Annotated in this window: 13 protein-coding genes and 1 pseudogene; 7 read left to right on the forward strand and 7 right to left on the reverse strand. The window is 38.5% G+C overall.

Annotated elements, in window-relative coordinates; all coding sequences use genetic code 11:
- Nucleotides 1-136: 136 nt before the first annotated feature.
- Complete coding sequence (locus I2F89_RS05420; protein ID WP_324250204.1) at nucleotides 137-1123, reverse strand: Abi family protein; 987 nt, start codon at nucleotides 1121-1123, stop codon at nucleotides 137-139.
- A 208-nt stretch (nucleotides 1124-1331) separates the two neighbouring features.
- Between I2F89_RS05420 and I2F89_RS05425 the strand changes: the two are divergent.
- Nucleotides 1332-1599, forward strand: a pseudogene (locus I2F89_RS05425) (tyrosine-type recombinase/integrase); the annotation flags it as partial.
- A 76-nt stretch (nucleotides 1600-1675) separates the two neighbouring features.
- On the opposite strand, the gene mnmG reads toward I2F89_RS05425, so the two are convergent.
- A complete protein-coding gene (gene mnmG, locus I2F89_RS05430; RefSeq protein WP_142433327.1) occupies nucleotides 1676-3571 on the reverse strand; it encodes a tRNA uridine-5-carboxymethylaminomethyl(34) synthesis enzyme MnmG in 1896 nt (631 codons plus the stop codon).
- A 14-nt stretch (nucleotides 3572-3585) separates the two neighbouring features.
- Nucleotides 3586-4983: a tRNA uridine-5-carboxymethylaminomethyl(34) synthesis GTPase MnmE gene (gene mnmE / locus I2F89_RS05435; RefSeq protein ID WP_086335260.1), complete on the reverse strand. Its 1398-nt coding sequence runs from the start codon at nucleotides 4981-4983 to the stop codon at nucleotides 3586-3588.
- A gap of 339 nt (nucleotides 4984-5322) precedes the next feature.
- Between mnmE and I2F89_RS05440 the strand changes: the two genes are divergently transcribed.
- Complete coding sequence (locus tag I2F89_RS05440; protein ID WP_010734567.1) at nucleotides 5323-5661, forward strand: heavy metal-binding domain-containing protein; 339 nt, start codon at nucleotides 5323-5325, stop codon at nucleotides 5659-5661.
- A 161-nt stretch (nucleotides 5662-5822) separates the two neighbouring features.
- Here the strand turns inward: I2F89_RS05440 and jag are convergent, their stop codons facing one another.
- The 4 genes from jag to rpmH all read right to left on the reverse strand — a co-directional run bounded on the left by jag (nucleotide 5823) and on the right by rpmH (nucleotide 8008).
- Nucleotides 5823-6566 carry an RNA-binding cell elongation regulator Jag/EloR gene (gene jag / locus I2F89_RS05445; protein ID WP_086335261.1) on the reverse strand — a complete coding sequence of 248 codons (744 nt, stop codon included), beginning with the start codon at nucleotides 6564-6566 and terminating at the stop codon, nucleotides 5823-5825.
- A 14-nt stretch (nucleotides 6567-6580) separates the two neighbouring features.
- Nucleotides 6581-7402 (reverse strand): YidC/Oxa1 family membrane protein insertase, encoded by an 822-nt coding sequence (locus tag I2F89_RS05450; RefSeq protein ID WP_010734565.1) that lies wholly within the window; start codon nucleotides 7400-7402, stop codon nucleotides 6581-6583.
- The gene (rnpA, locus tag I2F89_RS05455) at nucleotides 7399-7755 is read right to left on the reverse strand and encodes a ribonuclease P protein component (RefSeq protein WP_074801131.1); all 357 of its coding nucleotides are present in this window, start codon (nucleotides 7753-7755) and stop codon (nucleotides 7399-7401) included. The genes I2F89_RS05450 and rnpA overlap by 4 nt, the downstream gene beginning before the upstream one ends.
- A 118-nt stretch (nucleotides 7756-7873) precedes the next feature.
- A complete protein-coding gene (gene rpmH / locus I2F89_RS05460; protein ID WP_002293121.1) occupies nucleotides 7874-8008 on the reverse strand; it encodes a 50S ribosomal protein L34 in 135 nt (44 codons plus the stop codon).
- A 539-nt stretch (nucleotides 8009-8547) separates the two neighbouring features.
- Between rpmH and dnaA the strand changes: the two genes are divergently transcribed.
- The 5 genes from dnaA to gyrB all read left to right on the forward strand — a co-directional run bounded on the left by dnaA (nucleotide 8548) and on the right by gyrB (nucleotide 14715).
- The gene (gene dnaA, locus I2F89_RS05465) at nucleotides 8548-9882 is read left to right on the forward strand and encodes a chromosomal replication initiator protein DnaA (RefSeq protein WP_023518857.1); all 1335 of its coding nucleotides are present in this window, start codon (nucleotides 8548-8550) and stop codon (nucleotides 9880-9882) included.
- A gap of 197 nt (nucleotides 9883-10079) precedes the next feature.
- Nucleotides 10080-11210 carry a DNA polymerase III subunit beta gene (gene dnaN, locus I2F89_RS05470; RefSeq protein WP_019723042.1) on the forward strand — a complete coding sequence of 377 codons (1131 nt, stop codon included), beginning with the start codon at nucleotides 10080-10082 and terminating at the stop codon, nucleotides 11208-11210.
- Nucleotides 11211-11417: 207 nt separating this feature from the next.
- Entirely contained in the window at nucleotides 11418-11660 is a 243-nt protein-coding gene (gene yaaA / locus I2F89_RS05475) for a S4 domain-containing protein YaaA (protein ID WP_195513714.1), read from the forward strand.
- Nucleotides 11647-12762 (forward strand): DNA replication/repair protein RecF, encoded by a 1116-nt coding sequence (gene recF, locus I2F89_RS05480; protein ID WP_071867654.1) that lies wholly within the window; start codon nucleotides 11647-11649, stop codon nucleotides 12760-12762. The genes yaaA and recF overlap by 14 nt, the downstream gene beginning before the upstream one ends.
- A gap of 6 nt (nucleotides 12763-12768) precedes the next feature.
- Nucleotides 12769-14715, forward strand: coding sequence for a DNA topoisomerase (ATP-hydrolyzing) subunit B (gene gyrB, locus I2F89_RS05485; protein WP_071867653.1), 1947 nt, complete (start codon nucleotides 12769-12771; stop codon nucleotides 14713-14715).
- Nucleotides 14716-14728: the final 13 nt, after the last annotated feature.

The raw sequence follows: 14728 nt of genomic DNA on the forward strand, positions 1-14728 counted from the left end.
CACTTTCACGATTTTGCCTAGGTCAAACAAAAAAGCCGGACGCATCCGACTTTTTTAGGTGCATACCGAAGTAATACACCGCTATTTAGTATACTCATGATACCACGAGCAATATACAGAGTAAAGCAAAAAAATTCTAACCATTTGAAATATACTCTTTTAGCCCCGCTATTTTCTTTCTAGCATCTGTTCCTAGTATTTCACTGTAGGCTTTCATTGGAATAGAGGCATATAGAAGTTCTCTCTTTTTATCAAACTGTGATACCACACGGCTCAGTTCTGTTTTTGTTGTATATTGCTTCTTCATTAAAAATATAAGCAACACTAAAAAATCTACTATGCTTTCAAAATCAATGTTTTTAATCCCTGTAGAATTTTCTAAATATTTTATAAGTTGAGAAGAAAAGTTGCTGTTGTTAAATCTGCAATCAAAAATCATAGAATTATGCATTGTTGCATTTCTAATACCTGTTAAACAGAAAATTATATTTTCTAACATTCTACCATTCTGATTAAAACCAGTATGATGCATATTCATATCTTGAGTAAATTCAATTCTATATGAAATATTCATACAAGAGATAAAATTTCCAAACTCACCCATAGTTATTACTTCAAAGTATGCCCATAATGGAAGTGGTTTACTGCTATGGAAAAAATGCTGAATACATGGATGTCCTTTAGAGTAGTTATACGCAATAGTACTGTCTATTTTGTTACGTAACTCCAATTTTTTATTTAAATATTTTTTATATTCTTTATTCCCTACAGGTTTTGCCTCATAATCATTTAATTTATTTTGATAAATACTTTCCATATCAGAATTGTTATCCTTAACTAAATAATCAATTAAACGATTTTTTAATGAGGTTTCAATTCTTACTAGTAATGGATAAAATATCGTTTTTACTTCTATATCAAAATCATAGATAGCTTTCACTTGCTGAAAATTATTATAATTTTGTAAATTAGAACTCTTTTTTATGTATCTACTCGCCTTGTAGCCATGATAATATCCCATGTTTAATAGTTCTTGTTTCTCAGTGCTTCCATTGATCTCTACTCCATGAGAATTTCTAATATGTCTCATTAAACCATCAGTACTTTTTCCTTTTTCTACCACTCACTACAACTTCTTTAGATTTAAATTGTTAGAATATTATAGCATTCGGCTTTACTCCTTTACAATGTAGTCATGTCATCATTGGTCAGTTAGCACCTGTATTGTAAAATTATCCATCATTATTTTTTTATTTATTAAGGCGTATCTGAAAACTCATAAAAATACACCCAATTAGCTCATTCACAGTTAATAGAAATGTGAATATGCAATAAAAGCTAACAAAAAAAGGAACTTCCACTACAAAGGCTACCTTGATAAAGTAGCTAGGAAGTTCCCTAAATATGAAAATAATCAAAGTCCATTGGTTTAGAAAGACCCATGCTACCTTGCTCTTTGAAGCTGGTGCACAGATAAAAGATGTACAAGATAGACTAGGACATTCTTCTTCTAAAACAACCATGGACATCTATATTCAAGTATCGAAAAATCGGCAAGAAGAAACGGTTGATTTGTTCTTTTCTTACATGAACGGTTGAGAAACGTAGTCAAAAACGTAGTCAGTTGGTATTTAAAGGATTCGTTTATTCACACAAATCCTTTAGTACCAAGGTTCTACACTTCCACTTTCGCAATCTTCCCTTGTTCGATGTAGACCATCAAGATGCTTAGGTCTGCTGGATTGACACCGCTGATGCGGCTTGCTTGTGCGATGGTTTCTGGACGGATTTTTTGAAGCTTTTGTTTTGCTTCCGTTGCTAATCCGTTGATCGCAGCGTAGTCAATGTTTTCTGGGATGCGTTTGGCTTCCATCCGTTTTAGTTTTTCTACTTTTTCTAATGCTTTTTTGATGTATCCTTCGTATTTTAGTTGAATTTCAACTTGCTCGATTTCTTTACGTGTTAACTCCGCATTTTCTGGAATAAATCGTAATAGATCGGCATAGGTGATTTCTGGGCGACGCAAGAAATCACTTGCTAGCACACCATCTTTTAATGGTGCAGCATTTAATTCTGCTAAAAAGGCTTGGACTTCTGCTGTCGGTTTGATACGAACGTTCATCAAACGTTTGATTTCTTGTTCAACTGCTGCTTTCTTTTTCAAGTAAGCAGCGTATTGATCTTCTTTTACTAAACCGATCTGGTGACCCATTTCTGTTAGGCGTAGATCAGCATTATCATGACGAAGAAGTAAACGATATTCTGCCCGGGATGTCAGTAAGCGATAAGGTTCATTCGTTCCTTTTGTGACTAAATCATCGATCATGACACCGATATAGCCGTCACTACGTTTGATGACTAATGGCTCTTTTCCTTGAACCTTCAACGCTGCATTGATTCCTGCAATCAGCCCTTGTCCCGCTGCTTCTTCATATCCACTTGTCCCATTGGTTTGACCGGCCGTATAAAGATTTTCTACGACTTTCGTTTCTAATGTTGGACGCAACTGGTGTGGTTCGACCACATCGTACTCAATGGCATAGCCCGTACGCATCATTTCTGCTTTTTCTAATCCAGCAATCGAATGCAACATATCCACTTGGACGTCTTCTGGAAGTGAAGTTGAAAGCCCTTGAACATACACTTCTTCTGTATTCAATCCTTCTGGTTCTAAAAAGAGTTGATGACGTGGTTTGTCTGCAAAACGGACGATTTTGTCTTCAATTGAAGGACAGTAACGTGCGCCGACGCCTTCAACGATTCCTGTAAACATTGGTGCGCGGTGCAGATTATCACGAATGATTTGATGGGTCGTTTCACCTGTATAAGTCAACCAACAAGGTTCTTGTTCTAAGTTATAGGCACTGTCCGGTGTGGCAAAGCTAAAATGATTTGGCTCCTTGTCTCCCGGTTGTTCTTCTGTGACAGAGTAATCGATCGTACTTGATTTCACACGTGGAGGCGTTCCGGTTTTAAAACGATCAATGGCAAAACCTAATTCTTTTAAGTGATTGGCTAAACCAATTGATGGTTGTGAGTTATTCGGACCAGACGAATATTTTAATTCACCGATAATAATCTCACCACGTAATGCGGTACCCGCAGTGATAACGACTGCTTTTGAACGATAACTTGCACCAGTTGAAGTCACTACACCACGACAAACCCCATCTTCAACGATCAATTCTTCAACGATTCCTTGTCTTAATGTCAAATTCTCTTCTTTTTCGATCGTATGTTTCATTTCACTGGCGTAGGCATGCTTATCTGCTTGCGCACGTAACGCTCGAACAGCAGGTCCCTTCCCAGTGTTCAACATTCTCATTTGAATGTATGTCTTATCAATATTTTTACCCATTTCGCCGCCTAGTGCATCAATTTCACGTACGACAACGCCTTTGGCTGGACCACCGACGGAAGGGTTACATGGCATAAATGCTACCATATCTAAATTGATCGTTAACAGTAACGTTTTTGTCCCCATGCGTGCAGCAGCCAAAGCGGCTTCTGAACCAGCATGTCCTGCACCGACAACGATCACATCATATTCTTCTGCTTGATAATGATTCAAGAACTGTTCCTCCTTTATTTTCCAAGACAAAATTGACTAAACAATTGTGTGATCAATTCATCTTGAACACTATCTCCTACGACTTCACCAAGGTAATCCCAGCAGCGAGTCATATCCATTTGAACGAGATCAACAGGCATACCCGCATCGATTCCTGCGATCACTTCTTGTAAAGAGATGGCCGCTTTTTCGAGCAAGGCAATATGACGGGTATTGGATACATAAGTTGCATCTCTTTCACCAGTTTGCCCACCAAAGAACAACTCAGAGATGGCCGTTTCTAATCGGTCCAATCCTTCATTATTGGCAACCGAAACAGCGAATACTGGTTCATCCTCGATCAATGATAAAAGCTTGTCTTCCTCTAATTGTTTCGGTAAATCAGTTTTATTCAATAGAATGATCCGTTTCAATCCTTTTGTTGCTTCCAACAACTGTTCATCTTCAATCGTCAACGGCTCGCTTTGATTCAAGACAAGTAAGATTAATTCAGATTCTGCCAAGGCTTTACGACTACGAGCCACACCGATTTGTTCCACGATATCTTCTGTTTCCCGAATACCAGCTGTGTCGATTAGTTTCAACGGTACGCCACGAACATTGACGTATTCTTCAATCACATCTCTTGTCGTTCCCGCAATATCCGTTACGATGGCTTTTTCTTCTCGTAATAAATGGTTCAGTAAGCTTGATTTCCCAACATTGGGGCGACCAATAATCGCTGTACTTAACCCTTCTCGCAAGACCTTGCCTTGTTGTGATGTTGCTAAAAGAACTTCGATACGTTTTTGGATCATCTGCGCTTTTTCTAATAGAAGTTTTGTCGTCAATTCTTCAACATCATCATATTCAGGGTAGTCGATATTCACTTCCACTTGTGCTAATGTCTCTAAAATCTCTTGTCGAAGGGAACGGATCAATGCAGACAGATTCCCATCTAATTGGTTCAACGCGACACCCATCGCCTTGTCTGTTTTCGCACGGATCAGATCCATGACTGCTTCAGCTTGGGATAAATCAACACGTCCATTTAGAAAGGCACGCTTTGTAAATTCTCCTGGCTCTGCTAAACGTGCGCCTTCTCTTAATAGAAGCTGTAAAATTTGATTGACGACAACGATGCCCCCATGACAATTGATTTCTACAACATCTTCTCGGGTAAATGTTCGTGGTGCGCGCATGACGGATACCATGACTTCATCGACTAATTGTTCACTTTTGGGATCGACGATATGCCCATAGTGAATCGTATGACTAGGAACATCTAACAACTGTTTATTGCCACTTTGATAGACTTTATTGGCAATGGTCAGCGCTTGATCACCGCTTAATCGCACAATACTTATCGCCCCTTCACCCGGTGGTGTAGAGATTGCTGCAATCGTATCAAATTCTAAGGTTATTTCAGCCATTTTTTCACTTCCTTTTTCATTTTACGCACAAAAAAAGTGCCCACTTCACCCTTTGCAATAAATGGTGAACTTCGCACTTTGACTGCTTGTTCTGTTTAAATTCTGGTCATAGACTATCATATCTAATTCTAGTAATCAAGCTTTTTTGTTTATTTTTAAGAGAGTAACGAATCATTCTTAAACTTTTTCTGCACAGGTGCCTTTTGACTGGATGTCCCATCAGATAACACTCTATAGAAGTAAATCTACTCTTATACCTTTATCTTTGTGGCAAAAAACGTTACACTTAAATGGTAGCGGTACCTACATACTTTTTCTTTACCGAAAGGAGCAAAAATTATGGCCCAATTTAAGCCTAGTGCAGTAGACGGAGTAGATGATCCACGAATCAATGAAGTGGTGTTATCGACAGGGAATATCAATCAAAAATATATCGTCAGAGATATCGTATTTGTCGCAGAATGTATCGAAGGGGACTTATTCGACCCTACATTCAATAGTGATGACATGTTCTTGACAACAAAACAAAAATTAAAAAAGAAAGTGCTAGATTATGGCGCAAATGCAGTCATCAATTGTCACTTTGAATATCAACAAAAACCCCGAGATGGCAAACAGATCATCGAACTTTTTGCTTACGGTACCGTGATCCAATTTGTCCAGACAACGATTGGCTGATCACAAAAAAACGTGCAGAGCTTTCGCTCTGCACGTTTTTTCTACCAAAGTAAAGACTACCATCGTATACTCCGATAAGAATGATTTCTAATAAAATATACTTTGTTTGGAAAAGTTTGTCAATCTGATCGCAAGATTTTGGGTGCTTCTCTTCGTAATCGCTATTTGGCTGGTTCGACAACTAAGTAACGATATGGTTCATCACCTTCTGAGTGGGTTTGTACTCCGTCATGTTTACTTAACGCCGCGTGAATTTGTTTGCGTTCAAACGCAGGCATCGGTTCTAAAAATACAGGCTGTCCTGTACGCAAGACTTTTTCTGCGGTGCGCTCAGCTAAACGTTGGATGATCTCTTGTCGTTTTTCACGATAGTTGCCTACGTTTACCACGACAGAGAGTTTATTACCGGCTACTCGATGAATGAACACTTGCGCCAAATATTGCAAAGCATTTAACGTTTTTCCATGTTTGCCGATCAACAGACCTTGTTTATCCGTTTCTAAATGGAAGACGATCAAATTCGCTTCTCGTGTCATTTTTACTACAGCTGGTGCATTTAGTTGCTGGGAGATCTCAGTGAGATAGGTTGCTAATTCCGATAAAGCTGCGTCGTCACCTAATTCACTTTTTTCTTCAATCAATTCCTCAGGTTCGATTTCACCCGTATTTTCTGTTTGAACAGATGTTTCTTCCAACACTTCTTCTACGGTTTCTTCAATCGTTTCAGAGACAACTTCGCTGATATTCGGTTCGATTGAAAGTTTGGCATTTCTTTTTCCCATTCCGAGAAATCCTTTTTTTCCTTCATTAAGTATCTCAATAGCGACTTGCTCTTTTGCTAGTCCTAACTCATTCAATCCAATTTCAACAGCTTCATCTACGGTTGCAGCTTCATAAATCGGCATTTGCATTCCCTCCCTTATTTTTTACGTTTTTTCTTAGGACTTTGTGCCTTACGCAAAGCACGTTCTTTTTCACGGATGCGTTGTGCTTCTTCTTCACGCTCACGTTTGATTTTAAATGGATTATTGATCAATAGTGTTTGGAACACTTGGAAAGCATTTGATACTACCCAGTATAGTGAAAGTCCACTGGCTAAATTGACCCCCATAACTAAGATCATCACTGGCATCGCAAAATTCATGACTTTCAATGAAGCATTCGATTCCACTTGGCTCATGCTTGATAAATACGTACTTGCAAATGTAAAGATGGCAGCCAACACTGGTAAAATAAAGGTTGGGTCAGCGTTCCCTAGGTTCAACCATAAGAAGTGACCTTGACTCAACGCAGGAACACGAGAAATTGATTGCCATAAAGCCATTAAGATTGGCATTTGTACTAATAAAGGCAAACAACCTGCATATGGATTTACACCATTTTCAGCATATAACCGTTGTTGTGCTTCTCTTAACTTACTTTGTGTTTCAGGATCTTTTGAACTATATTCTTGTTGGATCGCTTTTAGTTTTGGTTGAAGTTCTTGGGTCTTACGCATACTTTTTGTTTGGAAATGCATTAATGGTAATAAAATTACGCGAATGATGATCGTGAATAAAATGATCCCGATCCCAACATTTCCAAATGACAATGCTTTAATCGCTTCTGCAAAATAATAAACAATGTAGCGATCCCAAATTCCTGTACTTTGTGCGCTGACTTCTCCAGTTCCACAACCGGATAAGACGATGATCAGACCGACAAGTCCGGCCATCAAAAGTAAACGTTTGTATTTCTTCACTTACTCTTTTCCTCTCTGTCGATTATTTTTGCAAGCTTTAAGACATGGACTAAGTTGGAGCGAATCTCATCGTAAGTCAGTCCTTTGATGCTTGGTCTAGCAATCACAATAAAATCTAATTCCGGCTCGATCTCTTCTTTCAATGAATAGATTGCCGCACGGATTTTTCGTTTTACTTCATTGCGACATACAGCGTTTCCGACTTTCTTACCTACAGATAAGCCAACACGAAAATGCGGTTGTTCCTTCTTATCTAAACGGTACACGACAAACTTACGGTTAGCAAAGGAAGCGCCGGTTTGAAACACCGCTTGGAACTCTCGTTCTTTTTTCACTCGATACGCTTTTTTCATTCGTTTTCTTTCCTTTTCTATCTCTCACTTACGCTCCCAATCATACCATATTTCCTATAAGTCTTTCACCTTTTCCTCTAAAAAAGGGCATAAAAAAAACCACTGTAACCCCAGTGGTCTAAGCTGAAAGAACTTTTCTTCCTTTACGACGACGGCTAGCTAAAACACGACGTCCATTTTTAGTACTCATACGTTTACGGAATCCGTGAACTTTTTGACGTTTACGTTTATTTGGTTGGTATGTTCTTTTCATCTTGTTCCACCTCCAGAAATTCTTATCTACATGTACATGAATTAAACACAGACATACTTTGATAGTATAACGAGTACTTAGGTAATTTGTCAATATAAAAAAAAGCTTTTATTCGAAAATAATTCTCTCATTTTATCCACAACGGTATTTTTCACGCTGTGTTTTCAATGTGGATAAAGTTATACACAGAAGTTTTCCACAGTAATTTACCCTTAGTTTTTACACAGAATAAACAGTTGAAAATAAGTAATCCACAATTTCATAAATTCCTGTGTATTGATTTCTGTAAGTATTGTCATTATTACTTTTTTTATCCACAACCCACTGGGTAAATCTCTAGTTTTACACCACTTATCCACCTGTTGATTACTCTTGTGGATATCTTTTTTTCCTCTCTGTGTTTTTCTTCTTTTTTTTTCTTCTGGATAATGTGGATAATTGTTATAAAAAATTTTTTTCTTTTCTTTCTGTGGAAAACTTTTGTAAAAAATGCTAAATTAGTACTAGCTATTTACTTTTAATGAAGGAGGAGGCCTTGTATGGTATCCCTCGATGCTTTATGGACTGAATTAAAAACGACTTATCAAAAAGAACTGTCTCCAGCAAGTTACAATACTTGGATTGAGACAGCACAACCTAAATCCTTAGAACAAAGCCAATTAGTGGTGACTGTTCCAAGTAAGATCCATAAGGAATATTGGGAAAAAAATCTCGCAACAAAGATTGTTGAGGTCGGCTACATGTTAACGGGAAAAGAGATCATCCCACGTTTTGTGACCGGTGAAGAAGCGGAACAAGAAGAAGTAGAAGAAATCAAAACAATGAAAGTTCCCCCAATCACACCAATCAAAAAAGCGATGTTGAATCCTAAGTATACCTTCGATACATTTGTGATCGGAAAAGGTAATCAGATGGCTCATGCCGCTGCCTTGGTCGTTGCTGAAGATCCTGGTTCGATTTATAATCCATTGTTCTTCTATGGTGGTGTCGGACTTGGTAAGACTCACTTGATGCACGCGATTGGTCATCAAATGTTGTTAAGTCAGCCAAATGCGAAGGTCAAATATGTAAGCAGTGAGACGTTTGCCAATGATTTTATCAATTCGATCCAAAATAAAACGGCCGAAGAATTTCGCCAAGAATATCGAAATGTCGACTTACTATTAGTCGATGATATTCAATTTTTTGCTGAAAAAGAAGCAACTCAAGAAGAATTTTTCCATACCTTCAATGCGCTCTACAATGAAGGAAAACAAATCGTCCTAACGAGTGATCGTTTACCAAACGAAATCCCTAAATTGCAGGAACGTCTCGTTTCTCGCTTTGCTTGGGGACTTTCAGTAGATATCACGCCACCTGACCTTGAAACAAGAACAGCTATTTTGAGAAAAAAAGCCGCAGCAGAACGCTTAGAAATCCCTGATGATACCTTAAGTTATATTGCGGGACAAATCGACTCCAACATTCGTGAACTAGAAGGCGCTCTTGTACGTGTTCAAGCATTTGCTACGATGAACAGTGAAGATATATCAACTAGTTTAGCTGCTGATGCTTTAAAGACATTGAAATCTGGCAAAGGTCACCCGCAACTCTCGATTTTGCAGATCCAAGAAGAAGTTGCAAAGTATTACCATATTCAATTAAAGGATCTAAAAGGAAAGAAACGCGTCAAATCGATCGTTGTTCCTCGTCAAATCGCTATGTACTTGGCGCGGGAATTAACCGATAGCTCTCTTCCTAAAATCGGCGCTGAATTTGGTGGAAAAGATCACACAACTGTCATCCATGCGCACGAAAAAATCCAGCAGCTGATCGATTCAAGTGTCAGCATGCAAAATGAAGTATCAGAAATCAAAAATTTCCTATTAAACTAAAAAGATGCTTGATAGAAAGAAAAACACCTTGTGGATAAAATTAGAAATCATTCAAAAGTTATACACATATTTTCCACAGCTGTTTTTTCTTTTCTCTTCTAGCATTTTTATAGTTTTCCACAGTATCAACAGTACCTAATACTTTTATTACTTTATTTACTAATAATAAAATAAATATATGGCAAAGGAGATCTACAATGAAAGTAACCTTAAACCGCGCAACATTTATGCAAGAATTGCAAACTGTTCAGCGTGCGATTTCAAGTAAAACGACAATTCCTATTTTGACAGGGGTTAAAATCACCCTCAATCAAGAAGGACTGACTTTAACAGGTAGTAATGCAGATATTTCAATTGAGACGTTTCTATCTGTTGAAAATGAAAAAGCGCAAATGCAAATTGAAGCAACAGGAGCCATTGTTCTACAAGCTCGCTTCTTCAGTGAAATCATTCGTCGATTGCCCGAAGAAACCTTTACGCTAGAAGTGTTAGAAAACAAACAAGTGGCCATTACTTCAGGGAAAGCGAATTTCTTAGTGAATGGGTTAGATGCAGATAATTACCCTCATCTTCCTGTTGTAGAGAGTCACAACCAGATGAAATTGCCTGTACATGTATTGACCAAATTGATCAATGAAACAGTGTTTGCTGTTTCTCAACATGAAAGTCGCCCAATCCTTACAGGTGTTCATTTCATTTTGAAAGACAACTCGTTATTAGCAGTAGCAACTGACTCACATCGTTTGAGTCAACGAGTGATCCCGATCGAACAATCAGCTGATCAATTCGATATCGTGATTCCTGGAAAAAGTTTGACTGAATTATCACGTTCATTGACAAATGAAGAAGAAATCGTAGAAATCAGTATTATGGAAAACCAAGTATTGTTCAAAACTGAAAATATGTATTTTTATTCACGCTTGTTAGAAGGGAATTATCCCGATACGAATCGTTTGATTCCTTCAAGTTTCAATACCGAAGTTGAATTTTCTGTCCCAAGCTTTTTAGCAGCGATTGAGCGTGCCTCTTTGCTCTCACATGAAGGACGCAACAATATCGTTCGTTTGTCGATCCAGCCTGATTCTGTTGTTCTATACGGTAATTCTCCTGAAATCGGAAAAGTAGAAGAAAGCTTGAACTATACGACTAGCACCGGTGATCCGCTGGATATTTCCTTTAATCCGGACTATATGAAAGCTGCTTTGCGTGCATTTGGCGATATGAGTATCAAAGTAAAATTCATTTCTGCCATTCGTCCATTTACGTTAGAACCAACGGAAGATGGGGTACAATTCATCCAATTGATCACTCCAGTACGCACAAACTAAAATACTAATTGAAAATAAACTGAAAAATAAACCATTTTAAACAGAAGGCCCTAAAATCAATTTTAAGGCTTTCTGTTTCTTTTTGTTCAAATCACCTTTTTTCATTTAAATCCGCTCATATGGAAAAATATATGGATAAATTTGTTTTCTTGCGAAAAAAAGGGTATAATAAAGTATACTTTTAATAATGAAAATGAGGGATGAAGAGTGAAACAACAAGTCATTCTAAAAACTGAGTTTATGACGTTGGGTCAAATGCTGAAAGAAGTCACAGTCATCGGCAGTGGTGGACAAGCAAAATGGTATTTAGAAGAAAACACGGTTTTGGTTGATGGCGAGCCAGAAAATCGTCGTGGACGAAAGCTTTATCCCGGTATGATGATCGAAGTTCCAGAAGCAGGAACTTTTTTTATGGTAAAAAAAGGGAATAACGATAATGAGGCTGAATAAGCTGCACCTCAAAAATTATCGAAACTATCAAGAATTGCAAATTGATTTTTCCAAAAACCTCGTGATTTTTTTAGGAGAAAATGCCCAAGGAAAAACGAATCTTTTGGAAAGTATTTATGTGCTTGCAATGACAAGAAGTCATCGTACAAATAGTGAACAAGAGTTGATTGGATGGAACGATGAGCAGTCGATGATCCAAGGGGAGATCACCAGAGGAACCTCTAAGATTCCGTTAGAGATCCAACTGTCTAAAAAAGGACGAAAAACAAAGATCAATCATATCGAACAAAAGAAGTTGAGTAGTTATGTTGGACAATTGAATGTCATTTTATTTGCTCCTGAAGATCTTTCTTTAGTGAAAGGAAGCCCACAGATCCGACGCAAATTTTTAGATATGGAATTAGGTCAGATCAATCCAATCTATCTTTACGATCTTGTCCAATATCAAGCAGTCCTAAAGCAGAGAAATCAATATTTGAAGCAATTGAATGAGAAAAAACAAACGGATTTACTTTATCTTGATATTTTATCTGAACAACTAGCAGAATTTGGTAGCAAAGTACTAAAGGCAAGAGCGCAGTTTATCAAGCGTTTAGAATATTGGGCAAATTCTTTACATCAACAAATCACGCATCAAAGAGAACAGTTGGCAATCGAATATGTGACCGCCCTCTCTTCTTTAGACACTATGACAGTTCAAGAGATCCAGTCACAATTTTTAACGTTGCTCGAACAAAACAAAAAGAAAGATCTCTTTCGAGGGACAACGACTGTAGGTCCCCATCGAGATGACCTTTCTTTTTTTGTCAATGAAAAAAACGTGCAAAATTTTGGTTCTCAAGGTCAACAGCGAACAACGGCATTAAGTGTCAAATTAGCAGAGATCGATTTGATCAAAGAAGAAACAGGCGAGTATCCGATCCTATTACTGGATGATGTAATGAGTGAGTTAGACGACCAACGTCAACTCCATTTACTTGAAACGATCGAAGGGAAAGTACAGACATTCTTAACTACTACCTCCCTAGATCACGTTAAAAATAAAATGACTGTTGAACCTGAGATTTTTTATGTTCAGCAGGGAGAAATAAAAGGAGAATAAACATACATGACAGAAGAAAGAAGTTTAGTCGAGCGCGCAAAAGAATATGATGCCAGTCAGATTCAAGTGCTTGAAGGTCTTGAAGCCGTTCGGAAACGTCCGGGGATGTACATTGGTTCAACAAGTTCAGAAGGACTTCACCACTTAGTATGGGAAATCGTCGATAATTCGATCGATGAAGTCTTGGCAGGATTTGCGACAAAGATCCAAGTCATCATTGAGGAAGACAACAGTATCACTGTCATCGATGATGGTCGTGGGATTCCGGTCGATATCCAAGCGAAGACCGGTCGTCCAGCTGTAGAAACAGTTTTTACTGTCTTGCATGCGGGTGGTAAATTTGGCGGAGGCGGCTACAAAGTATCCGGTGGTCTTCATGGGGTTGGTTCGTCCGTTGTGAATGCACTATCGACACTATTAGATGTCAAAGTGTACAAAGATGGTAAGATCTATTACCAAGAATATCGTCGTGGGGCGGTAGTCGATGATTTGAAAGTCATCGGTGACACTGATTTAAGTGGAACGACCGTTCACTTCATCCCAGACCCAGAAATTTTTACAGAAACGACAACTTTCGACTTTAATAAATTAGCGACTCGTATTCGTGAGCTGGCTTTCTTGAATCGTGGGATGAAAATCTCAATTGAAGATCGTCGCGAAGAAAAGCCTGTCGTGAAAGAATACCATTATGACGGTGGAATCAAAAGCTACGTCGAATATTTAAATGCGAGCAAAACAGTGATTTTCCCAGAACCTGTTTATTTAGAAGGGGAACAACAAGAAATCACTGTCGAAGTTTCGATGCAATATACAGACGGTTATCATTCTAATATCATGAGTTTTGCCAACAATATCCATACGTATGAAGGCGGAACACATGAATCAGGATTTAAGACAGCTTTGACACGGGTCATCAATGATTATGCACGCAAGCAAAAATTGATGAAAGAAAATGATGATAATTTGACAGGTGAAGATGTGCGTGAAGGCTTGACAGCAGTCATTTCGATCAAGCATCCAGATCCTCAGTTTGAAGGACAAACGAAAACAAAATTAGGAAACTCAGAAGTACGTACGGTCACTGATCGTTTGTTCAGTGAGCATTTCATGAAATTCTTATTGGAAAACCCAAGTGTGGGCCGTCAGATTATCGAAAAAGGACTACTTGCCTCTAGAGCCCGCTTAGCGGCTAAACGCGCGCGTGAAGTGACGCGGAGAAAAGGGGCATTGGAAATCAGTAATCTACCTGGTAAATTAGCCGATTGTTCCAGCAATGATCCTGAAAAAAGCGAATTGTTCATCGTCGAAGGAGATTCAGCTGGTGGTTCAGCAAAACAAGGACGAAGCCGTGAATTTCAAGCGATTTTACCGATCCGTGGGAAAATCTTGAACGTTGAAAAAGCAAGTATGGATAAAATTTTAGCCAACGAAGAAATTCGCTCACTGTTTACAGCGATGGGTACAGGGTTTGGTGAAGATTTCGACGTGTCCAAAGCACGTTACCATAAATTAGTCATCATGACCGATGCCGATGTCGATGGTGCCCACATTCGTACGTTGCTATTGACGCTCTTTTATCGTTATATGCGCCCAATCGTGGAAGCTGGTTATGTTTATATCGCGCAACCACCGCTATACGGCGTTAAACAAGGAAAGAAAATCACGTATGTCCAACCAGGGAAAAATGCCGAAGAAGAGTTGAGAAAAGTCATCGAATCACTACCAGCAACACCAAAACCAAGTGTTCAACGATACAAAGGGCTTGGTGAGATGGATGATCATCAACTATGGGAAACGACGATGGACCCAAGCAAACGTATGATGGCTCGTGTCAGTGTAGATGATGCGATTGCTGCCGATGAAGTGTTTGAAATGTTGATGGGTGATCGAGTGGAACCTCGTCGGGCATTCATTGAAGAAAATGCTCACTATGTTAAAAATCTAGATATTTAATCATGAAGGAGGA

It is taken from the genome of Enterococcus sp. 1001283B150225_161107_E12 (assembly GCF_015556925.1).
GTDB lineage: Bacteria > Bacillota > Bacilli > Lactobacillales > Enterococcaceae > Enterococcus_B > Enterococcus_B mundtii.